The sequence below is a fragment of the Chryseotalea sp. WA131a genome (assembly GCA_025370075.1).
Classification (GTDB): domain Bacteria; phylum Bacteroidota; class Bacteroidia; order Cytophagales; family Cyclobacteriaceae; genus ELB16-189.
Map to the genome: position 1 here is coordinate 3,738,466 of CP073016.1, position 21,059 is coordinate 3,759,524.

Below are 21,059 nucleotides of genomic sequence, written 5' to 3' on the forward strand. Positions count from 1 at the left end.
ACCCAAACCCCTCTCCAAAAAGAAGCGGGGCTTACTTTTACAACATGGACTTTTTACAAAATCACATCGAAGCATTGGTTTTCTGTTCGCCTACCGCCACCAAGGTGGCTGATTTGAAAGCATGCCTTTCAGAAATGTTTAATGCCGATGTGCCTGAAGAGGATATTGAAGCTGCACTTCAGCGCATTGATCAAAAATTTCAAGCAGAAGAGTTTTCGTTTCAGTTGTTTAAGGCAGCAGGCGGCTATCAATTTTTGACCAAACCTGCCTACCAAGCCAGCATTGGGATTATGCTCAAGCAGCAATCCAAAAAAAGACTGTCTACTTCAGCGATGGAAACACTTTCTATCATTGCATACAAACAACCGATTTCAAAAACCGAAGTAGAAAATATTCGTGGCGTAAATTGCGACTATGCAATTCAGAAGTTATTAGACAAAGGCTTGATTGAAATTCAAGGCAAAGCCGAAACCATCGGCCGACCGATTTTATACGGCACCAGCCCGAAGTTTATGGAGTACTTCGGCATCAATGACATTACCGAATTGCCAACGCCCAAAGATTTTACAATTGAAGTAAATACCATTGGAGAGACACCCGATAATCAGTAGGCATCCTGACGGTACCGCCACGAGACAATAGGCAAAGCTTCCAGAAGCCATAGCCGACCTTAAATTTTAATTTCCCGTACAGAAAATAATAACGTACATTAGCTAATCGCGCGATTGGCAAACAGAAAATCTACAACTATGGCAAAATCACCACGTTCCAATAAATCTTCTTTCGGCAAACGTTCGGATGCCGAAAAAACATTCCGTAACAACCGCAGCAGCAACCGTTCGGGTCGCGGTGAGTTTGATAGCGGTCGGTCGCGTAGTTTTTCAACGCGTCCGTCTCGCTTTGATAAACCAGAAGGCGAAAGCAAATCATTTACCCGCAGAGACGATACGGAAAAACCAAAGCGCGCTTCAGGACCTTTTGAAAGGCGTGGTGGTGATTTTGGTTCGGATCGACCCAAACGTTTTACAGGTACTGGGTTTAATAAAAGAGACGATGGTGAGCGTAAATCGTTTAGACGAGATTCGTTTGATGGGGAGAAACCAAAGCGTTTTGGAGACGATACCAATCGCGATGAAAGACCAAAAAGATTTGAACGGAGCGAAAGTGGAAGTTCGTTTGGGAGAAAAAAGTTTGATGCGGAGAAGCCAAAACGACTCTCCGATTCAGACGACAGACCAAAGCGTTTTTCAAAACCGGAAGGAGAAGAAAAACCATTTGGCCGGAGAAAGTTTGATAGCGACAGACCAAAGCCATTCACACGATTTGAGGGTGACTCATCTGACGAAAGGCCAAAACGCTTTTCGACATCCGAAGAAGCTGAAGAAAAGCCCTTTCGCAAAAACCGCGAATCGTTTGGCGATCGCCCGCAACCAAAAAAGTTTTCGCGCGAAGATGTGGTGAAACGAAAAGCAGGAGAAGAACCTGAACGCAGATCGTTTGTTGATTCCAAAAAAATGGATCGCAGAAAATCGGTGCCGGAATATGAAGAGAAACCAGCAGACGATGGCTTGATTCGGTTGAATAAATTTATTGCCAACAGCGGTGTGGGCAGCCGTAGAGAAGCCGATGAGTTGATTAAGATGGGAGTGATCACCGTGAATGGTGTCACCATCACACAATTAGGCACCAAAGTAAAACACACGGATGATGTGCGCCACGATGGCAAGAAACTAAAGCCCGAAAAGCCTATCTATGTTCTGTTGAACAAACCCAAAGGCTTTATCACGACTACGGACGATCCACAAGAACGTAACACTGTGATGAATTTGGTGGCCAACGCGGGCACACAGCGAATTTACCCGGTAGGCAGATTAGACCGCAACACCACGGGGTTGTTGTTGTTGACCAACGATGGTGACCTTACCGATAAGCTCACCCACCCATCCTATAAAGCTAAAAAGGTTTACAAAGTTGAATTGGACAAGCCCATCACCAAAGCTGATTTTGAAAAGGTGCAACAAGGCGTGCACTTAGAAGAAGGTCGTGCAATGGTAGATGATGTAGCCATTGTGAGCGATGACAAAAAAACCATTGGTATTGAATTGCACATTGGCTGGAACCGAATTGTGCGAAGGATTTTTGAAACGTTGGGTTACGATGTGGTGAAACTTGATCGGGTGGTATATGCCGGTCTCGACAAAAAAGATTTAGCCCGAGGTCAATGGCGCTTTTTAAGACCTGAAGAGGTGATCAATTTGAAGCATTTGAATAAGTGATTCATTTGTAATTATTCTCTCTTCAAATTATCAACCAGATTTGTTCTGAGCCTCCAAGCTTTTTACCGAGCTAATGCTTGCCAGTGCTTCAAACGGAATGTGGGATTTGTTTTTCGTCTCTTTTAATATACCTGTCACTTTGTAAGGCCCTTCTTCGCCCACTTTAAAGGACTCGCCAATGGGATTCTCTTGCTTGAATAATTTCTTCGCGGTCTTTTTGCTTAGCACTACCGAGTACGGTTCTACCAATGCGGTGTGTGAATCTCCATACTCTAATTCGTATTCAAATACATCTAATATCTCTGAGTCGGCATAATATCCTGCAATCGGGATGTTAACGTTTTGTTCCATCTCCAACCACAAGTTGCCGAAGCCTCGCATGATGCGCACCGCTTTTTCCACACCTACGTAGTTGTCAAGAAGTTCTTGTTTCAGTGGCAGTGTTGTGGTCGCGTATTCATTTAGCGTTTCTCCATTCGATCCTTGAGGAATAGTATTAAGTCGATAGATTCGATCACGCTTAGTATTGTATCGGTCATAAGTCATCTGATCGGCCACCAGCATAATAATAATCATTGACAAAGCCATGGCCACCGCCAAACCAAAAATATTGATGGCAGAGAAGAACCGGTGACGGAACAAACTGCGGAAGGCGGTCTTGAGATAATTGCGGAACATGGAATTGATTTAAGATTTGTGATCTGATATTTTTTATTTGGGTGGTGTGCTTTTACCTATTTTGTTTCCCTCTTCACCAAAAAATAGTAGATCAAAAATCCGAACGAAACGGCCACGGCAAATAACCCATACGGAAGTGGTGATTCTGGGCTAACGGGCACATACTCCATGATGATAAGTGATAGCCCAGCGAAGAAAGCAATCAAGCCCCATTTTAAAGAAGCGTACTTATTATCATCGGCTTTGTAGTTTTTAAAGATGGCCTGGGTGTCATCGTTCACAAATCCTTTGTCGATCATTTTCTTTTTCAGAATGTAATCGGTCATTACTTTGGTGAAGAAGTAAATGGACGTGCCTAAGGTCCCTAGAATTGCAATGGGCATTAATACTTCAGATGTAATCATAGCAGTTTTATTTTTGTTTGTGGCGTGAGACGCAAGCTACGTGCAGCTTGTTGCAGTTGATAGTGAATTTTTTTTAGGGTCGCTGAATGTTTGTTTCTTTGGTTGACCTTGAACGGTGAAACTTTTACCAAGAATAATTCCATGCAACATCTTACCTTCGGGTTGTGTCTAATCCCTTAATGACAGACGATCGGGAGTTGGTTTCCCGCATAATACAAGGCGATTCGCAAGCGTTTCGGCAACTGATTCACCAGCATCAACGGTTGGTGGGGCATATGGTGGCACGCTTGGTAAAAAGTGAGGAGGATCGCGAAGAAATCTGTCAAGACGTTTTTTTAAAAGTGCACGACAAGATTCGTAGCTTCAATTTTGAATCAAAACTTAGCACCTGGATCGCCACAGTAGCCTATCGGCATGCCATTAACCATTTGCGGAAGCAAAAAATGTTGTTTGCCGACTTGCCGAACGAAGATGGGTTTCAACGCGAGTTTGTATCGAGTGAAAAGGTGGATGATGACTTTGGTGACCAAGAGTTGGAAGAAATGATTTTGAGAATGATTGACTACTTGCCCGTTCAATACAAAACCGTTCTTACATTGTATCACCTCGATCACATGAACTATCAAGAAATTGGTGCCATCACCAATATGCCCGAAGGCACAGTGAAGAATTATCTTTTCCGTGCCAGAAGTATTTTAAAAGAAAAAGTAAAAAACTACCTTGGAAAGGAAATCGCGCTATGACAGACGAACAATTGCAACATGAAATAGAAAGTGGCCAAACACCTAAGGGCAATGATTCCTTGGCCTATCAGAAGGTTTTTAATGCCTTGCGCAAAGACCCTTATATATTGCCTGTTGATTTTGCTGATCGGGTATTATTTAAACTCCAGCAAAAGCCAGCCTTCTTATGTAAAGAATATTTTTGGATGGTCAGTGGGTGGGTCTTGCTTTTGGTGGGAGCAGTAGTTTCCATTCGATGGATTTCATTCAAATTTACGTGGGGAACTTTCCAGTTCTTTTCAGGATACCCGGGGTTAGTGGGCTTAGCATTCGTGCTGATTGCAATTGTACAATGGCTTGACAAGCGATTGTTAAAGTCTAACAACATCGCAGAGTAAAATCGGTGTAATATTTCTGTAACTCTACGCGTTTCTATTTCGGTTTCATTTGTTATCATTACAGAAAATTAAACCGTATATGAAAAAGTGGGTATTTGGATTTGTTTTAGTACTTATTTTCACCAGTTCTTGGGCGCAACGCACCGAGGGGGACTCTTGGTTGAATGTGAAGTCGTTTGGTGCAGGAACCTTAGCCGTTCTCTACTACGAACAAGCCGGGCTTATACAAGAGGTGAATGGAAAGCCGCAAGGTTTATGTGTGGATATATTGAATGACTTTGTCGCTTTTGTGCAAAAGAAGTACAATAAGAAAATTACGATTCAATATGTTGGCAAAGAACCCGTCTTTACCAAATTTCTAAGCACAACGGAAAAAAGTCCCTATCTTTTAGGAGTAACCAATGTAACCATCACTGAAGAGCGTAAAAAGATTTTGAAATTTACACCTCCGTTTCTATCTAATCCCGTTGTGCTGTTGACGCACAAGGATGCACCCGCTGTTTCTTCGTTTGCAGAGATTTCAAAAAAATTGGAAGGCTACTCAGCCGAAATTATTGGTGGCAGCACGCATGTTAAGTTAATCAACAAAATCAAAAAAGAAAATTGGCCAAATCTTTCCATTGCTTATGGGCCTTCAGGACAAGAAATTTTAAAAAAGTTTGTGGCCAATCCAAAGCTTTTCACGATTGTTGACTTCACAGAATTTGTAGATGCCAACCGCAAGCGCCTTCCTGTAAAAAAACAAAAAGTAGAGTTTGGCGACCCTGAGCAGTTAGCTTTTGCCATGAGCAAGGGCAATGATTGGGATGAGCCGTGGAAAGAATTTATGACGGACGAGTATCGAAAAAGCCCCCAGTTTAGCAAGTATGTTTCAGATAATTTAGGCATGGCATTTTTGAGTGTGCTTAAATAAATTTTGATTTATCAACCAATGCCATTAAGTTTTGTAAGAAGTTTTTACCTCTAAAGCGGGCGTTTACATCCACTATTTTACCAACTATATAATTCCTTTTACCTAATTGAGATATTCTCGTACATTGTTTTCATAAATCGACATTATGAAAAAACTGTACCTACTATCCCTTATCTTTTTATTTGGCTTGTCCGCTTTCGCACAAGAGAAGAAGGACGCCAAAGCCGATTCAGTCAAAAAAGAAAAACCGAAAAAGAAAAAAGATCTTCCGCTCGAGGTAGCACGCAGAGTGCCGGTAAAATCCAATGAAGGTACTTGGATGAGTTTGGATGTTAGCCCAGATGGCAAAACCATTGCCTTCGATTTTTTGGGTGATATTTTCACGATGCCCATCACCGGTGGCAAGCCAGTTCAATTCACCAAGGGCATGGCCTTCGATTCGCATCCCAAGTTTAGCCCGGATGGAACGAAACTACTTTTCCTTTCTGACCGCAGTGGTGGTGAAAACATTTGGTGGTTTGCATTGGATAAAAAAGATTCTCTTCAAATAACAAAAGGAAATACAGACCACTACCAATCGGCCGAATGGACGCCTGATGGAAACTATATCATAGGCTCACGCGGAATCCGCAATTTAAAACTTTGGATGTTTCACAAAGACGGTGGCTCTGGTGCGCAACTCATCAGCAAACCCGATAATCTCAAAACAGTAGAACCAGCGTTTGGTAACGACAACCGTTACATCTGGTTTTCGCATCGCAACGGAGCCTGGAATTATAACGCGCAATTTCCACAATATCAAATCGCAGTGTACGACTGCGAAACAGGGGAATTTGAAACACGCACCCAGCGCTACGGTTCAGCTTTTACCCCTACGCTTTCACCAGATGGAAAATGGTTGGTGTATGGAACGCGTTACAATGACCAAACAGGTCTAGTGCTTCGCGATATTAAATCAGGCGATGAAAAATGGTTGGCCTACCCCGTGCAACATGATGAACAAGAGTCGATAGCACCATTGGGCGTTTTGCCTGCCATGTCCTTCACGCCCGATAGCAAAGAAGTGGTGGCTTCGTATGGCGGAAAGTTTTATCGCCTACCCGTAGCAGGAGGTGATGCCATCAATATTCCATTTGAAATGGAAACTGAATTTTTGTTAGGGCCCGCAGTTAGTTTCAATTATCCCATTAAGGACGAAAAAGAGATGATTGTAACCCAAATTCGTGATGCAGTAATTTCACCCGATGGAAAGCAAGTGGCTTTCACCGCGCTCAATAGATTATACACCTACGATTTACCCAACGGTACTCCCAAACGAGTAACGACCAATAATTTTACCGAAGCACAACCCACATGGAGCCCCGATGGGGCACAGTTGGCTTGGGTAACATGGGAAAACAACGCAGGGCACATCTATAAAATGAATTTGAAATTGAAAGGTGCAAAACCCGTTCGGCTTACTAATACTCCCGGACTTTACACCGAACCATCGTGGTCGTTGACCGGAAACAAAATCGTTTTCTTCCGCGGGGCAACGCAAACTTTTAAAGACGCAGCTGACCCTTTCTTTTCGGGAGGGCAGGAAGATTTACTTTGGATTTCGGGCGATGGAGGCAACGTAAACTTCATTGCGAAAGCAAAACGAAGAAGCAATCCACACTTTACCAAAACAGACGACCGTATCTATTTGTATCATGCGCAAAAAGGGTTGGTGTCCATTCGGTGGGATGGCACCGATGAAAAAGCGCATTTGAAAGTGAGTGGTATTACAGTGTATGGTTCGGTAATGATGGATGACAATTGTATGCTGAAAGAATTAGAAGCTGAACCGGCACAAGAACCATCGATTGCCGATGTGGTGTTGATGGCGCCAGAAGGCGACAAGGCACTGGCGAAAGTGAACAACGAAATTTATGTGGTCACCATTCCCAAAACCGGTGGCGAAACACCAAAAATTTCTGTGGCCGATGCAGAGAAAGCGCAGTTTCCTTCTAGAAAGTTAACCAAATTAGGTGGCGAGTTCCCTACTTGGGGAAGCAATGCGAAGAATGTTTACTTCAGCTTAGGCAATGCATTTTTTACTTACAATTTAGATTCAGCGAAGTTGAAAGAAGATGTTATCAAAAAGAAAAAGGCTGAAGAAGACAAAGCAAAAGAGGCAGAGGAGTTGAAGGGTGAGAAGAAAGATGAGAAGAAGGACGATAAGAAAGATGAAAAAAAGGATGAGGGGTATAAGCCTTCTGAAATCCGTATCAAAGTAAAAGTAGAGAAAGACATTCCTGCAGGAAAAGTATTACTGCAAAACGCGCGCATCATTACCATGAAAGGAGATGAAGTGATTGAGCGTGGCGATATATTGATTGAGAATGCACGCATCAAACAAGTAGGCCCAGCAGGTTCTATTTCGGTTGATGCCTCCACACAAAAAATGGACTTAACTGGTAAAACCCTTGTGCCTGGCTTCGTGGACACACACGCGCACATGTGGCCTGCGTGGGGCATTCACAAAAATCAGGTTTGGATGTATGCAGCCAATCTTGCGTATGGTGTGACCACCACACGCGACCCACAAACGGCCACCACCGATGTGTTGACCTACGGAGACATGGTGGAGACGGGGCAAATGATTGGGCCACGTATTTACTCCACAGGCCCTGGTGTTGGCTTCTGGGCGTACAACTTAAAGGACTACGAGCAAACAAAAGATATTTTGAAGCAATATTCAGAATACTACAATACCAAAACGATTAAGATGTACTTGACGGGCAATCGCCAACATCGTCAGTGGATTATTCAAGCTGCGAAAGAACAAAGTTTAATGCCTACTACTGAGGGTGGTCTTGATTTTAAATTGAACATGACCAACTTGATTGATGGCTACCCCGGTCATGAACATGCATTGCCAATCTATCCGTTGTATAAAGATGTGGCCACCACCATCGCGGAAGCTAAAATGACCTACACCCCAACTCTACTTGTTGCTTATGGCGGTCCTTGGGCAGAGAATTTTTATTATGCTACTGAAAATGTAAATAGCGATCCAAAACTAAATCACTTTACAGCCAAGTCGGAACTTGATGAAAAGTCTAGACGCAGACCCGGATGGTTCATGAAAGAAGAGCATGTATTTGAAGACCATGCCAAATTTGTAAACGACTTAGTGAAGGCGGGTGGCAACGCAGGCGTAGGTTCGCACGGGCAGTTGCAAGGTTTAGGTTATCATTGGGAATTGTGGAGCATTGCTTCTGGTGGCATGCGTAACATCGATGCGTTGAAAGTAGCAACCATACATGGAGCAAGAGCGATCGGTTTGAGCAACGATATTGGAAGCATTGAAGCAGGCAAATTGGCCGACTTAATTATACTCGACAAAAACCCACTAGAGAATCTACACAACACTAACTCCGTAAACAAGGTGATGAAAAACGGAAGGCTTTACGATGGGAATACGTTAGATGAAGTTTACCCAACCGTGCGTAAAGCTCCTTCGTTTGCGAATGAGCAAGCTGTGCCTGCTGGGGTGCCCGGAATAAAATAGTCGATGGTCAATAGTCCATTGCTGGTAAGTTTGAATCTACCGGCAATGGACGATCGACTGTGGACAATCGACCTAAATCGTAAAGCCTCCATCAGCCGTAAACACGCTACCGGTGCAATAACTGCTGGAATCGGACGCAAGATAAAGTGCCAAGGCTGCAATTTCTTCTGAAGTGCCTACGCGTTTTATCGGCAACATCTTCATCATAATGCCCATGACTTTGTCATTGTTCCACAGTGCTTCGCTAAATTTTGTTTTGATGAGGCCTGGGCAAATTACGTTTGCACGGATGTTGTCATCACCCCATTCTTTTGCCATTACTTTGGTGAGCGAAATCAACGAAGCTTTACTCATGCTATAAATTCCCAAGCCCGGCTCAGGGCGCAGGCCACCTACTGAACTAATGTTAATGATGGAACCTGATTTTTTTGCCTTCATAGCGGGATACAATTTTTTTGAAAGCTCAAATGGCCCCTTCACATTCACGGCCATAATCTTATCGAAGGCCGCTGCATCGGTTTCCACTACGGGGCCAAACACTGGATTGGTGGCAGCATTGTTCACCAATATATCCACACCTCCAAAATTGGTCAAACAATAGTCAGCCAGTTTATGTACATCGCCTACATCGCCTACGTGGCATGCCATGGCTGTCGCATTAAATCCCTTCAATTTCAGATCCTTGGCAACCGCCTCAACCGCTTCTTGTTTGCGACTACTCACCACTACATGAGCGCCAGCGGCCGCATACAATTCAGCAATAGCTTGACCAATGCCTTTGGAAGCACCCGTGATCAAAGCTGTTTTATTTTTTAGACTAAACAAGGAGGTCACATCCATAACTTTAAATTAAATTTTTAACAATGTTACACATTTTGCAGAAATCATTTGGATTGAAAGGAAGCATTTGCTTTAACGCTTCCTAAGAATAGCTCGGTTTGAGCGGTGTATCTTTTATTACAAGCTATTTATTGTAATATTTACAACAAACTTAATTCGTGGCGCGTAATTTTTTAGCAAAGCTTTTAAGATTGGTAGCAGTTTTGTTGTTGGGGATTAATCTTCTTTCTTCTGCCCAACAACCTGTCGTACTTTCTGATCCATCAAAGATCTACCAGTTAGACGAACATGCAAGGGTGTTTATCGATTCACTCGGTGTTATTGATTTTAATCAAGTAATGGATTCCTCTTTTCAATACCATTTTAAGCCAAGCGGCACGGGTAGTTTAACTTTTGGCTACCTGAACAAGCCCATTTGGATAAAACTGAAACTTTCCAACCAAGCGATTGGCACACAATGGTACTTGGAAATCCCAGCGCCTTATTTAGAGTTTGTTCATTTTTATCAGAAACAAAGTGGTAAATGGGTGAAAAACTCCTCAGGGTATTACTTACCACACTCTGATAAGGAAATTTCGCACACCGCATTTTCATACCTATTGGATTTTGATGGTGGGGCACAAGGTGAAGTATTCATCCGTGTTACAGGAAGCAGTCCAAAAAATATTCCACTTTTTGTACTTGAAAAAGAAAAATTTCTGGAGAAATCGCGCTTAGAAGATGTCGGTTATGGTATCTTTTTTGGCGTACTGCTCGTGATGATTTTATTCAACCTCGTTATCTTCTTAACCCTCAAAGATCTCAATTACCTGATTTACGTTTGTATCATTTGTTGCACCTTCTCTATTTTCTCTGCGGCCTCTGGCTATGGAGGAAAATTTCTTTGGCCAAACTACCCTGATGTTAATTTTTATGCTGGGCGGCTGTCGCTAGGTATCATGGTGATTTTAATCTCAATTTTTTCAAGACGGTTTCTAGAGACCAAGCGTTATTCAAAAACAATGGATTTTGTTCTTCTTTTGTTGATACCATTGGCCGTTTTGGCTACAGTGCTAGTGGCTACTGAGGTGATGTCCTCAGCTGGAAATAATTTGATGTCGGTTGCAACACCCATCTTTTTGATTAGTGGTATTGTTTGTTGGGTAAAAGGGAACAAGAATGCCCAGTTTTTTGTGGCCGCTTGGGCTGTTTATTTGATAGGGGGTCTGTCTCTTACCTTGCGAAATAGCGGAATACTGCCATACAACTTCTGGACTACGCACTTAGCTGAAGTAGGTGCCGCATGCGAAACATTTTTGATAGCCTTGGCGCTGAGCAGCAGATACACTCGGTTAAAAAAAGAAAACGAAGAGGCGCAACTCTCGTTGATTGACCAACTTCAGAAAAATCAAAAACTTCAACAGCAAGCAACGGCAGACCTTGAAACAAAAGTGAATGAACGCACCCAGGAAATTTTACAGCAAAATGAAAAATTGAGCAAACTTAATCTGTTAAAGGACAAACTTTTTACTATTGTATCGCATGATTTAAAAAGCCCTCTATCTCAATTGTCCGGTGCTTTGTATTTGGTGGAACGCGACATGATTACCAAGGAGGAAATCAAAGATTTAATGCCGAAAATCAGAAGAAATTTAGCGAACAACGAAAATTTTCTATCCGAACTGTTGGCCTGGACAAGAAGTCAATTGGAAGGAGAAAAAATAAGCCTTACGTATTTCAATTTAAAGAATGCAACTGATGAAATTGTGCGCCTAATACTTCCGCAAGCAGAAGCAAAAAAAATTGAAGTGAGTAGCCAACTTAAAGATAACACTATTGTGTATGCAGATGTTGAAATGATCAAAACGGTTATTCGTAATCTAATGGTTAATGCCATCAAATTTACGGAGACCAATGGCTTCATTGAGATCTTCGTAAAAGTAACTAATGACACTACTACGTACTATGTGAAAGATACGGGCAGGGGGATAGAAGACTCGTTAAAAGGTAACCTATTTACGATGCACGTGCAAAGTATGCGTGGCACTGCCAATGAAAAAGGCACAGGCTTGGGCCTTTTGATTTGCAAAGACTTTGTAGAAAGTAATGGCGGCACTATTTGGGTAGAAGGTAAACCGAATGAAGGAAGCATCTTTGCCTTTACCATCCCCAACCATCCTACTGATAATCATCGGCCATAGTAATTTGCATTACGCATTTCCTGATTCTTTATTCTTGATTTTCTCTAGGATATATTTTTTTATTATTAGATACCGATTGGTATCTTTGCGGTATGCGCAATCCAATTGAAACCAAAAGTGCCATCTTGCAACATGCGGGCAATTTATTCAATGTGCAAGGCTATAAGGCTACCTCCATTAGCCATATTACCGATTCCACTGGCTTTACCAAAGGCGCCATCTATCGGCACTTCAAGAACAAGGAGAAACTCGAAGAACAATCGTTGGTTTATTTAATGGGCGTGATGTTTGAAAAACTGCGAGCCCAAATCAAAAAACAAAACAATGCTGTCGATAAACTAAAAGGTGTGATTCATTTTTTCGAATCATACATTTCAAAGTCACCTATAGCAGGAGGGTGTCCATTGTTAAATGTAGCAATAGAAGCCGATGACCACAGTCCGCATTTACGCAAGAAAGCATACTCGATTTTAGAAATATTGAAAGAGTCAATTGTAACTATTTTAAGCAATGGCATCAAGTTTGGGCAAATAAAGAGGAATATTGATAAAGAATACTACGCTACTGTTATCATTGCCAGTTTGGAAGGTGCTATTATGATGAGCCGTCTGTCAAAAACAGACCGCGATATACGGTTGGTGATATCTCATTTAGAAAAATTAATCGAAGAGATAAAAGCTTAACGCTTAACTCATCCCATTCATGAACAAAATACTCATTAGATCCATCGGTCTTTATTTGAACTCACTCGCCCTTTTGTCGCCTAACCTAGCTGCCAAAAAAGGTTTTGAGCTTTTCTGTTGGCCACGCAGAATAAAGGTGAAACCGCATCAATTGGAATTTTTAAATCAAGCAGACGAAAAATTCACCATCACCTATGCAGGTAAAAAAGTGCAAGCGTATCGATGGGGAAAGGGAGCAAAAAAACTATTGATGCTTCATGGCTGGCAAAGTCATAGTTATTGGTGGAGGTATGTAATCAATGCCATCCCCAAGGAGGAATACACTATCTTTTCGCTAGATGCCCCAGGCCACGGCTTATCGGAAGGCGACTTCTTGAATTTACCTCACTATAGTGGATTGCTAGAAGAATTTGTTATCAGTCAAGGTTCATTTCATGCCGTGCTCAGTCATTCGTTCGGTAGTTTTGCAAGCATTTATTCGTTGCATCGAAAGCCTGATTTAAACATTGGCAAAGTTGTGGTAATGGCAGCTCCCGGTGAGGTAGAGTTCTTTTTTACCTATTATCACAAACTACTTGGGCTGAGCAACAGAACGATTGAGTTAATCACAAACTATTTTATTAAAACCATTGGCAAGCCTCCATCCTATTTTAAGATAAAAGATTTTGCGGCAACCCTTTCGCTGCCGGGTTTGGTCATTCACGATACAGAAGATTTGGAGGCTCCTTACAAAAATGCAGTTTCAATGCAGCAAGTTTGGAGCAACTCTCAATTGATTTCTACCACAGGGCTTGGTCATCATCTAAAGTCAAAAGAGTTGGTTGAAAAAGTAGTGGCCTACTTGGCAAACTGAATTTTATACTTACGGATGGTGCGGGCAATCATCACACTACCAATTAATGTCGGTAAAATCCACAACACCCAACCGTATTGGGGCAATTGAATATTTACCACCACAAAAGCTGTTACGGCCGAAATGTAACTGCCACCCATGCTGCCAATATGGGCAAACCACCAATGCATTTTGGGCGGAGCTTTGAAAAACTTGCGTACATCTATGGCTAGAAAAGTCAAGCCAATCAAACTAAACACAATGGCCGGAATGCCCATGCCATTTTCATTTATTAACATCCAAAGTCCATACATCAACAAAGCTGATATAAAAATTCCTGAGATCGTGACAATCAACCAATCGAGGGCTGCTGGCTTCTGCCCCAAGCCAATTTTCTTTAAGTATAAAGTTCGGTAACCACGCACGGTGAGGTAGTAACTGAAAAATCCTACCATCAGTAAGAAGTCTTTACGATGACCAATCGCCACAATCACAGCTCCAACAAAAACAGCAGTCATTCCACCAAAATAAATTTTGCCTGCCAATCGATGGGCTTTGCCGCCCTTTTCTGTAAGCATGGCTACTACCCCACTGACCAAAGCAACAGTGCCCCCGGCTATGTGCATAAGAAGCATGAGCGAAAGGATTTTTTCTGTTTCCATGCTTCAAGGATACAATAAATGTTCGAAAACACTGAGTGAATTATTCCGAATTGTGGAATGGTTTGACAGAAATAACATTTCAGTGACCTGAAAAACAAAAGCCCCTGAAACAGGTCAGAGGCTTTCCTTTTTGATTTATCGAAGCTCACAATTTGTGATGCATGCCTCTGGCATAACTTAAGATGCTGAGTACGGTAGAGGGTGGCGGTTGCAATTCAGCTCCGTTAAGTGCCTCTTTACTTTCTTTCAATTCTGCATACTGTGCTTGCAACTCACTGTCGCAGAGCAGGGCCTTGTTAATTTCCCTCGTCTCCTCTTCCGAGGTTTCGTGGTAAAGCAATCTGATCAGGTCGTTTTGGGTAAAAGTCTTTATCATAGGCTATATGGTTTTTAATCATTTTCTTCCTCAAATTGATTAACGCATAACGCATCCTCCCCAATGCCGTATTGATGCTCACCCCCGTTCGGTCGGCTATTTCCTGAAAGCTCATTTCTAAATAGTGCCTCATAATCAACACTTGCTTTTGCTCTTCAGGCAATTCTTTTATCAAATCTCGTACGCGCGAGTGTGTGTCGCGCATCATTTGCTTTGCCTCATACGACTCTTCCGCGAATTGCATGGAGTCGAACACCTTGTTTCCATCTTCAAACGTAATCTCAGGATAGCGTTTGTGGCGCCTGAAGTGGTCGATGGCCAAATTATGTGCAATGCGGCAAATCCAGGGAAGGAATTTACCTTCTTCGTTATAGCGACCACTTTGTATAGTGTTGAGCGCTTTAATAAAGGTGTCCTGGAGAAGATCCTGGGCCTCGTAGCGATCTTTTACTATTAAATAAATGGCCGTATAAATACGGGACTTGTGTCTGTGAAGTAGCATTTCGAACGCCTCTTCGTTACCGGTTTGATAGAGCGTCACCAACTGGCTATCGCTGCATCTGCTGTCAATCATCTGTCTTGCGTTTAGGTAACGTAAACTTGTCGCTCGATAGTGTGTGGGTTTAGTTGTTAATTTCGAAATGCTTCGTAATTATGTTCAAATTAAAATGAAATTGAAGAAAAACAAAAAAAAATTGGAAAAATCTTGCCTGTAGTGTAAATTCTTTCGCTAATTGAGCCGTTTTTCACAATAAACAAGAATCATGGCCGTTGCGAAGAAGAAACTTATCAAAAGTTTAGAAAATCTCACTGAAGATCTCAAGGAATTAGTCCACGAGCAATATCCGAACGGGTACGAAGCGAGCATTACTCGAATCACAAATGCAAAAAAGGAACCCATTTTCGTTTTCCCCATCGAGACGGAAGATGCCGTAGTATTGGTGAAAGTGCCTGTGACCAAAAACAGCGAGGGCGGATATGATGTGGATTCGGGTGAACGGCAAGAATTTGATGCCGATGATGACGTGCGAGCAGGGGCTGAACCTGATTTTGAAAGCGGTAGTGACAGCGATGGCGATGGGTTTGACGATGAAGGAGATGGTGGAGGCCGCAGCAAAGAAGCTAGTTACGATCCGGATTTTGATAATTAAGCAGCGTTTGCAAAAAATAAACAAGAATAAACATTAAGTTGCGTGAACACCATCCTACACGATGGTGTTTTTTATTTTTGCATCCTTTATGACCAAGCCAACCCTTCCTTTTTCCGATACTGAGCTAGACGACCTCGACCCCAAAGAATACATCATCATCAAGCGGGCAAGGGTAAATAACCTAAAAAATTTAAGCGTTGCCATCCCCCGCAATAAGTTAGTGGTAATTACAGGTCTTTCAGGCTCCGGCAAATCATCGTTGGCTTTTGATACGTTGTTTGCCGAAGGCCAGCGGATGTATGTGGAAAGTCTGAATTCGTATGCCCGCCAGTTTTTGGGGCGGATGGAAAAACCCGAGGTCGATTATATCCGTGGAGTTTCGCCAGCCATTGCCATTGAGCAAAAAGTAAACACCCGCAATCCTCGCTCCACCGTTGGCACTACTACTGAAATTTATGATTACTTAAAACTGCTCTTCGCCCGAATAGGCAAAACCTATTCGCCCGTGAGCGGAAATGAAGTAAAGCGCGATACCGTAACGGATGTAGTAGAATTTATCAACAAACAAAAAGAAGGCACGCGTGTGATGGTGGCCTGCCCCCTAAAAATCCAAAAAGGAAGAAAGCTAGCAGACGAATTAAATCTCCTTTTGAGCAAAGGGTTTGCTAGAGTTTTGATCGATGGTGAAGTAAAGTTTATTGAAGAATTGGTGGGAGCGCCAACGGAAGAAGAAGCACCAAAAAAGAAGACATCGGCAAAAGCTAAGAAGGTTGAAGGAGAAGTGAACATTCTAATTGACCGCGCAGCCATCAACGCAAGTGATGAAGACCTCACCTTCCGATTATCAGACTCTGGTCAAACGGCTTTCTTTGAAGGCCAAGGGGATTGCGTAATTTATATCGAGGGTCAGGCCAAGAAAAATTTCTCTGATCGATTTGAGTTGGATGGCATCAGTTTTACCGAGCCTTCCATCAATCTGTTTAGCTTCAATAATCCCTTTGGTGCCTGCCAAACCTGCGAAGGCTTTGGAAAAATTCTTGGCATTGATGAAGACTTGGTGATTCCAGATAAAAGCCTTTCGGTTTATGAAGGTGCTATTGCCCCTTGGCGGGGAGAAGTGATGAGTGAGTGGGCAAAGCCTTTGTTGAAAAATGGAATCAAGTTCGATTTTCCGGTGCACCGGCCGATAAGTGAGTTGAGTAGAAAGCAATATGACTTGCTCTGGACCGGTAACGAACACTTCGATGGCTTGCACGAATTCTTTCGCTACCTCGCATCAAAGACACATAAAATTCAATACAGGGTTATGCTTTCGCGCTACCGTGGCAGAACCACTTGCCCTGATTGTCGTGGCACAAAGTTGCGCAAAGACGCAGCCTATGTAAAGATTGCGGATACTTCCATTACCGATTTAGTATTGATGCCCTTGGAAGACGCGTTGGTATTTTTTGAAAACTTAAACCTTCCTGCGTACGAACAAAAAGTTTCGGATCGGATTTTGACAGAAATCAAAACGCGATTAGAATACATGGTGAAAGTAGGCTTGGGTTATCTCACACTCAACCGTGTTACCTCCACTTTATCGGGTGGAGAATTTCAGCGCATCAAATTAGCAACTTCGCTCGGCAGCGCGTTGGTGGGCTCCATGTACATTATGGACGAACCGAGCATTGGCCTACACCCTCGCGACACGGCCCGCATGGTGGAAGTACTGAAATCTCTTCGCGACATGGGCAATACGGTGATTGTGGTGGAGCACGAGGAAGAAATCATGCGCGCAGCTGACCAAATCATCGACATCGGTCCCGATGCGGGTTCGCACGGTGGCCATTTGGTTTTTCAGGGAAGCATCAAAGACATTACCGCAAAAACGCAATCGCACACAGCCGAGTATTTGTTTGGCACCGATGAAATTTCCATACCCAAGCAGCGCAGAAAATGGAAAGACTCCATCACACTAATAGGGGCGCGGGAAAACAATCTTAAAAATTTGAAAATAAAATTTCCATTGGGTGTGCTTACCGTTGTCACGGGAGTGAGCGGCTCTGGAAAATCAACACTCATCAAAAAAGTATTGTATCCGGCACTGGGCAGATTAACCGGCAATATTGGCGACACGCCTGGCAAATACGACCAACTGGTTGGCGACTTTAACATCATCAAGCAAATTGAATTTGTTGACCAAAATCCCATTGGAAAATCATCGCGCTCCAATCCCATTAGTTACGTCAAAGCATACGATGTGATCCGAAACTTATATGCCGACCAACCAATGGCCAAGCAGCGCGGCTACAAACCTTCTCACTTTTCGTTCAATGTAGAAGGCGGCCGGTGCGAAACGTGCGAAGGGGAAGGTGAAATAAAAGTAGAGATGCAGTTTATGGCCGACATCTTTTTGGAATGCGAAAGTTGCCATGGCAAACGCTTTAAGCAAGAAGTATTGGAGGTAGAACACAAAGGTAAATCGATTGCCGATGTGCTGGACATGACGGTGGAAGAGGGCTTGGAATTTTTCAAAGACAAGAAACCCGTGTGCGATAGAATCCTTCCACTTTTTGATGTGGGCTTAGGTTATGTGAAGTTGGGGCAGTCCTCCAACTCGCTTTCGGGTGGGGAAGCACAGCGTGTAAAGCTAGCTTCTTTTTTAGGTAAGAACTCACCCGAGAAAGGTGACCACATTCTTTTTATTTTTGATGAGCCTACAACCGGACTGCATTTTCATGATATTTCAAAACTATTGAAAGCAATGAATGCCTTAGTGGATGAAGGGCACAGCGTGATGGTAATTGAGCATAACATGGAGGTAATCAAATGTGCCGATTGGATTATTGACCTCGGCCCAGAAGGCGGAGAAAAAAATGGCGGGCAACTTTTATTTGAAGGTACACCCGAGGAGATGGTGAAGAAAGGAAAAGGCTATACATCGGAATTTTTAAGAAAAAAATATGAATCAAATTAGTAAGATTAGTTCGAAAGAAGCATTGCTCTTGATTGAGCAAGTGGTGGTAGAGGCTGAAAAAATAAACAAACAAGTCGCAGTGGCTGTCTGTGGCCCAGAGGGTGAACTGATTTCCTTTCTGCGAATGGATGAGGCGTCTCCCGCTTCTTCTACCATTGCACAAAACAAAGCCTACACTTCAGCACGCGATCGAAAATCTACAAGGGAGATGGGCGAAGGTATGATTGCCAAGAGTCGCCCACCAGCATATTGGGGAGATCTTAGAATTACAGGCTTTGGTGGCGGGCTCCCCATTCTGCAAAATTCAAAAGTGATTGGCGGAATTGGTGTAAGCGGTCTTTCAGAGGCAGAAGACGAGCGAATTGCACAAGCAGCCATTACAAAAGTTTACGGCTGATTTGCAGCAGAATACCTCCCCCTTTCGGGTTTTAACATTTCGCAAAGCAAAAATAAATCTCAGACGATAAACAGTTAGTACTTAGCCGAACCGCTCGGTGTACTCTTCTTAATAAAATCGCGAATATGCTCGTTGGAGGTTGCCAAATCTTCCGCTCGCAAATACATCATGTGGCCACTGCGGTAGCCTTCAAAGCGCAAGCGATCTTTCATTCTTCCACTGGGGTCTAGTTGCCACATTGAATATTTAGCATCGAAGTATGTAGTCGCACCATCGTAGTAGCCACTTTGAATCATCACGTGCATGTACGGATTTTCGGCCATGGCCATGCGAAGGTTTTCACCGGTGTTGTCATTTGAATTGTCCCATGGACGAACGGGGCCAAACATATTATACTGCAAATCAGTTTTGTATTTCAATACATCGCGCAAATAATAGTTGATGGCTGGCGTGAAGGCGTGCAGCCAGGAAGTCAATTCTGAATTGTAATCTGGACTGCTTCCTGCTTGTTGTTTGTCGATGCCTAAATAGCGCGAATCCAATCGGCCAACGGTAAACCCTTTTTCGCGCAATAGATCTTTCCAAAAATAATTAGTGGGCACAGCTAAATTATGATGCAACACCGTGCGCTCCGATAGACCAGAAAAACGCGAAACTTTTGCCGCGATTTGTTTTTTCTTTTGCTCGTCCAAAAATCCACCCCTTGCCAACGCGGGAATAAATTCATCAATGGTAAATTGCTCTGACTCGGCCAGCACCTCGTTCAAATCTTTTTGTTGCAGGTCGGGGGCAAGTACTTTTTGATACCAAGCGGCTGCAGTATAGTACGGGAGTGATAGCGCATCGTTTACGGCACCATCACGTTTTATTCCCAACTCGGTTGGCGAAACCAAAATCACACCGTTCAAATACATCCAATGCGCATTTTGCAATTCCAACGCCAATCCAGAAACACGTGTAGTGCCGTAGCTTTCGCCAATCAAATATTTAGGTGAAGTCCAGCGGCCTTGGCGGGAAACAAAATTATCGACCCAATCACCGAGGTATTTGATATCTGCGTTCACGCCAAAAAAAGTTGACTTTTCTGCTTTGGGATCTAAGATGCGTGAAAAGCCTGTGTTCACGGGATCGACATAAACGATATCGGCAACATCCAAAATGGAATGCGGATTATCGCGCACGCCATAAGGCTGCACCGGGTAGCCTTCCGAATCGATGTTCAATTGTTTCGGTCCCGTGTAGGCCACGTGCATCCACACCGATGCAGAGCCTGGCCCACCGTTAAATGAAATCACCAATGGCCGCGTACTTTTATTGGTAACATCGGTGCGCTCATAATAAATATAAAACAACGAAGCACTTGGCTTGCCTTCAGCATTCCAAACGGGTTGCGTTCCGGCCGTTACTTTATAAGGAACGGGTTTGCCTTTGATGGTTACAGTGCCTGTAGAGTTTACTGCAGACTCCGCGGGAAGTACGCGCTCTTGCGCAAAAAGGCTAATGGAAAAAAAAATCAGCAGAAAGGTAAATGTAGACTTCATTTTAGTTGTCGATTTATTAGAAAGCTAAAATACGCAGCCTTTTCGGTAAAGGGAAAGCTGAATTTTAAATGCGCATTTGCCTTTATGAGCGGTTAAATTCTAATGATACATTTGAAAAGTTCCATTTTTTTTGTTATTTGCTTAACAAAATATAAGTATATACTAAATATAAGGATATGGCGAAAGAATTTTTGGGCGAATTTGAAGAATTGGTTTTGACCATGGTGGCGGCATTACAAGAGGACGCGTACGGAGCAGCCATCGCAGAAGAAATAGAAACGCGATTGAAGCGCGAAGTGAATTTGAGTGCTGTCCATGTCACGCTGTATCGGTTAGAGGATAAAGGCTACATCAAATCAAGTATGGGTGGAGGAACAAACGAGCGAGGAGGCAGGCGAAAAAGGATTTTTGCGATTACCAGTGCTGGCATGGCGATGTTGAAAGCGATGAAGGAATCGCGCGTTGAGTTGTGGAAGATGGTACCGCAATTGAAGATGTCTTAACGATGA

General features: G+C 43.1%; 20 protein-coding genes. 13 read left to right on the top strand and 7 right to left on the bottom strand.

All coding sequences use genetic code 11. From position 1 onward, the window contains the following. The first annotated feature begins 44 nt into the window (after window positions 1-44). Window positions 45-611, top strand: coding sequence for an SMC-Scp complex subunit ScpB (scpB, locus tag KA713_17195; protein UXE66170.1), 567 nt, complete (start codon window positions 45-47; stop codon window positions 609-611). Window positions 612-749: 138 nt separating this feature from the next. Further along, on the top strand, window positions 750-2,276 hold the full coding sequence (locus KA713_17200) for an rRNA pseudouridine synthase (protein ID UXE66171.1): 1,527 nt from the start codon (window positions 750-752) through the stop codon (window positions 2,274-2,276). Window positions 2,277-2,306: 30 nt separating this feature from the next. Here the strand turns inward: KA713_17200 and KA713_17205 are convergent, their stop codons facing one another. Beyond that, window positions 2,307-2,954, bottom strand: coding sequence for an ABC transporter permease (locus tag KA713_17205; GenBank protein ID UXE66172.1), 648 nt, complete (start codon window positions 2,952-2,954; stop codon window positions 2,307-2,309). A gap of 56 nt (window positions 2,955-3,010) precedes the next feature. Then, the gene (locus tag KA713_17210) at window positions 3,011-3,358 is read right to left on the bottom strand and encodes a hypothetical protein (GenBank protein UXE66173.1); all 348 of its coding nucleotides are present in this window, start codon (window positions 3,356-3,358) and stop codon (window positions 3,011-3,013) included. A gap of 164 nt (window positions 3,359-3,522) precedes the next feature. Here KA713_17210 and KA713_17215 point away from each other — a divergent pair, with 164 nt between their 5' ends. The 4 genes from KA713_17215 to KA713_17230 all read left to right on the top strand — a co-directional run bounded on the left by KA713_17215 (window position 3,523) and on the right by KA713_17230 (window position 8,929). Beyond that, window positions 3,523-4,101 carry an RNA polymerase sigma factor gene (locus KA713_17215; protein ID UXE66174.1) on the top strand — a complete coding sequence of 193 codons (579 nt, stop codon included), beginning with the start codon at window positions 3,523-3,525 and terminating at the stop codon, window positions 4,099-4,101. Further along, a complete protein-coding gene (locus KA713_17220; protein ID UXE66175.1) occupies window positions 4,098-4,478 on the top strand; it encodes a hypothetical protein in 381 nt (126 codons plus the stop codon). Before KA713_17215 ends, KA713_17220 begins: the two co-directional genes overlap by 4 nt. A 79-nt stretch (window positions 4,479-4,557) precedes the next feature. Next, a complete protein-coding gene (locus KA713_17225) occupies window positions 4,558-5,391 on the top strand; it encodes a transporter substrate-binding domain-containing protein (GenBank protein UXE66176.1) in 834 nt (277 codons plus the stop codon). A 145-nt stretch (window positions 5,392-5,536) separates the two neighbouring features. Beyond that, window positions 5,537-8,929 carry a PD40 domain-containing protein gene (locus KA713_17230; GenBank protein ID UXE66177.1) on the top strand — a complete coding sequence of 1,131 codons (3,393 nt, stop codon included), beginning with the start codon at window positions 5,537-5,539 and terminating at the stop codon, window positions 8,927-8,929. 72 nt (window positions 8,930-9,001) lie between these two features. Here the strand turns inward: KA713_17230 and KA713_17235 are convergent, their stop codons facing one another. Beyond that, window positions 9,002-9,769 (bottom strand): glucose 1-dehydrogenase, encoded by a 768-nt coding sequence (locus KA713_17235; GenBank protein UXE66178.1) that lies wholly within the window; start codon window positions 9,767-9,769, stop codon window positions 9,002-9,004. Window positions 9,770-9,960: 191 nt separating this feature from the next. Between KA713_17235 and KA713_17240 the strand changes: the two genes are divergently transcribed. From KA713_17240 to KA713_17250, 3 genes are all read left to right on the top strand, one after another. Continuing rightward, window positions 9,961-11,949 carry a sensor histidine kinase gene (locus KA713_17240; GenBank protein UXE66179.1) on the top strand — a complete coding sequence of 663 codons (1,989 nt, stop codon included), beginning with the start codon at window positions 9,961-9,963 and terminating at the stop codon, window positions 11,947-11,949. 92 nt (window positions 11,950-12,041) lie between these two features. Next, the gene (locus tag KA713_17245; GenBank protein ID UXE66180.1) at window positions 12,042-12,632 is read left to right on the top strand and encodes a TetR/AcrR family transcriptional regulator; all 591 of its coding nucleotides are present in this window, start codon (window positions 12,042-12,044) and stop codon (window positions 12,630-12,632) included. 19 nt (window positions 12,633-12,651) lie between these two features. Continuing rightward, window positions 12,652-13,485 (top strand): alpha/beta hydrolase, encoded by an 834-nt coding sequence (locus KA713_17250; protein ID UXE66181.1) that lies wholly within the window; start codon window positions 12,652-12,654, stop codon window positions 13,483-13,485. Here KA713_17250 and KA713_17255 read toward each other — a convergent pair. The 3 genes from KA713_17255 to KA713_17265 form a co-directional block, all read right to left on the bottom strand. After that, window positions 13,470-14,126, bottom strand: a complete 657-nt coding sequence (locus tag KA713_17255) for a hypothetical protein (protein ID UXE66182.1) — start codon at window positions 14,124-14,126, stop codon at window positions 13,470-13,472. The two genes, KA713_17250 and KA713_17255, sit on opposite strands and share 16 nt — an antisense overlap. Before the next feature lie 145 nt (window positions 14,127-14,271). After that, window positions 14,272-14,502 (bottom strand): hypothetical protein, encoded by a 231-nt coding sequence (locus KA713_17260; protein ID UXE69225.1) that lies wholly within the window; start codon window positions 14,500-14,502, stop codon window positions 14,272-14,274. After that, window positions 14,423-15,076 carry an RNA polymerase sigma factor gene (locus KA713_17265; GenBank protein ID UXE66183.1) on the bottom strand — a complete coding sequence of 218 codons (654 nt, stop codon included), beginning with the start codon at window positions 15,074-15,076 and terminating at the stop codon, window positions 14,423-14,425. The genes KA713_17260 and KA713_17265 overlap by 80 nt, the downstream gene beginning before the upstream one ends. Window positions 15,077-15,266: 190 nt before the next feature. Between KA713_17265 and KA713_17270 the strand changes: the two genes are divergently transcribed. From KA713_17270 to KA713_17280, 3 genes are all read left to right on the top strand, one after another. Then, window positions 15,267-15,653 carry a hypothetical protein gene (locus KA713_17270; GenBank protein ID UXE66184.1) on the top strand — a complete coding sequence of 129 codons (387 nt, stop codon included), beginning with the start codon at window positions 15,267-15,269 and terminating at the stop codon, window positions 15,651-15,653. An 88-nt stretch (window positions 15,654-15,741) separates the two neighbouring features. Then, window positions 15,742-18,612 (top strand): excinuclease ABC subunit UvrA, encoded by a 2,871-nt coding sequence (gene uvrA, locus KA713_17275; GenBank protein UXE69177.1) that lies wholly within the window; start codon window positions 15,742-15,744, stop codon window positions 18,610-18,612. Next, window positions 18,599-19,009: a heme-binding protein gene (locus tag KA713_17280; protein UXE66185.1), complete on the top strand. Its 411-nt coding sequence runs from the start codon at window positions 18,599-18,601 to the stop codon at window positions 19,007-19,009. Before uvrA ends, KA713_17280 begins: the two co-directional genes overlap by 14 nt. Window positions 19,010-19,083: 74 nt before the next feature. On the opposite strand, the gene KA713_17285 is transcribed toward KA713_17280, so the two are convergent. After that, window positions 19,084-20,550, bottom strand: a complete 1,467-nt coding sequence (locus KA713_17285; protein UXE66186.1) for a carboxypeptidase — start codon at window positions 20,548-20,550, stop codon at window positions 19,084-19,086. Window positions 20,551-20,726: 176 nt separating this feature from the next. Between KA713_17285 and KA713_17290 the strand changes: the two genes are divergently transcribed. Continuing rightward, window positions 20,727-21,053, top strand: coding sequence for a helix-turn-helix transcriptional regulator (locus KA713_17290; GenBank protein UXE66187.1), 327 nt, complete (start codon window positions 20,727-20,729; stop codon window positions 21,051-21,053). Window positions 21,054-21,059 lie beyond the last annotated feature (6 nt).

Coding starts and splice junctions, on each gene's coding strand:
- scpB (UXE66170.1), top strand. CDS start 45: ATGGACTTTTTACAAAATCACATCGAAGCATTGGTTTTCTGTTCGCCT.
- KA713_17200 (UXE66171.1), top strand. CDS start 750: ATGGCAAAATCACCACGTTCCAATAAATCTTCTTTCGGCAAACGTTCG.
- KA713_17205 (UXE66172.1), bottom strand. CDS start 2,954: ATGTTCCGCAATTATCTCAAGACCGCCTTCCGCAGTTTGTTCCGTCAC.
- KA713_17210 (UXE66173.1), bottom strand. CDS start 3,358: ATGATTACATCTGAAGTATTAATGCCCATTGCAATTCTAGGGACCTTA.
- KA713_17220 (UXE66175.1), top strand. CDS start 4,098: ATGACAGACGAACAATTGCAACATGAAATAGAAAGTGGCCAAACACCT.
- KA713_17225 (UXE66176.1), top strand. CDS start 4,558: ATGAAAAAGTGGGTATTTGGATTTGTTTTAGTACTTATTTTCACCAGT.
- KA713_17230 (UXE66177.1), top strand. CDS start 5,537: ATGAAAAAACTGTACCTACTATCCCTTATCTTTTTATTTGGCTTGTCC.
- KA713_17235 (UXE66178.1), bottom strand. CDS start 9,769: ATGGATGTGACCTCCTTGTTTAGTCTAAAAAATAAAACAGCTTTGATC.
- KA713_17245 (UXE66180.1), top strand. CDS start 12,042: ATGCGCAATCCAATTGAAACCAAAAGTGCCATCTTGCAACATGCGGGC.
- KA713_17250 (UXE66181.1), top strand. CDS start 12,652: ATGAACAAAATACTCATTAGATCCATCGGTCTTTATTTGAACTCACTC.
- KA713_17255 (UXE66182.1), bottom strand. CDS start 14,126: ATGGAAACAGAAAAAATCCTTTCGCTCATGCTTCTTATGCACATAGCC.
- KA713_17260 (UXE69225.1), bottom strand. CDS start 14,502: ATGATAAAGACTTTTACCCAAAACGACCTGATCAGATTGCTTTACCAC.
- KA713_17265 (UXE66183.1), bottom strand. CDS start 15,076: ATGATTGACAGCAGATGCAGCGATAGCCAGTTGGTGACGCTCTATCAA.
- KA713_17270 (UXE66184.1), top strand. CDS start 15,267: ATGGCCGTTGCGAAGAAGAAACTTATCAAAAGTTTAGAAAATCTCACT.
- uvrA (UXE69177.1), top strand. CDS start 15,742: ATGACCAAGCCAACCCTTCCTTTTTCCGATACTGAGCTAGACGACCTC.
- KA713_17280 (UXE66185.1), top strand. CDS start 18,599: ATGAATCAAATTAGTAAGATTAGTTCGAAAGAAGCATTGCTCTTGATT.
- KA713_17285 (UXE66186.1), bottom strand. CDS start 20,550: ATGAAGTCTACATTTACCTTTCTGCTGATTTTTTTTTCCATTAGCCTT.
- KA713_17290 (UXE66187.1), top strand. CDS start 20,727: ATGGCGAAAGAATTTTTGGGCGAATTTGAAGAATTGGTTTTGACCATG.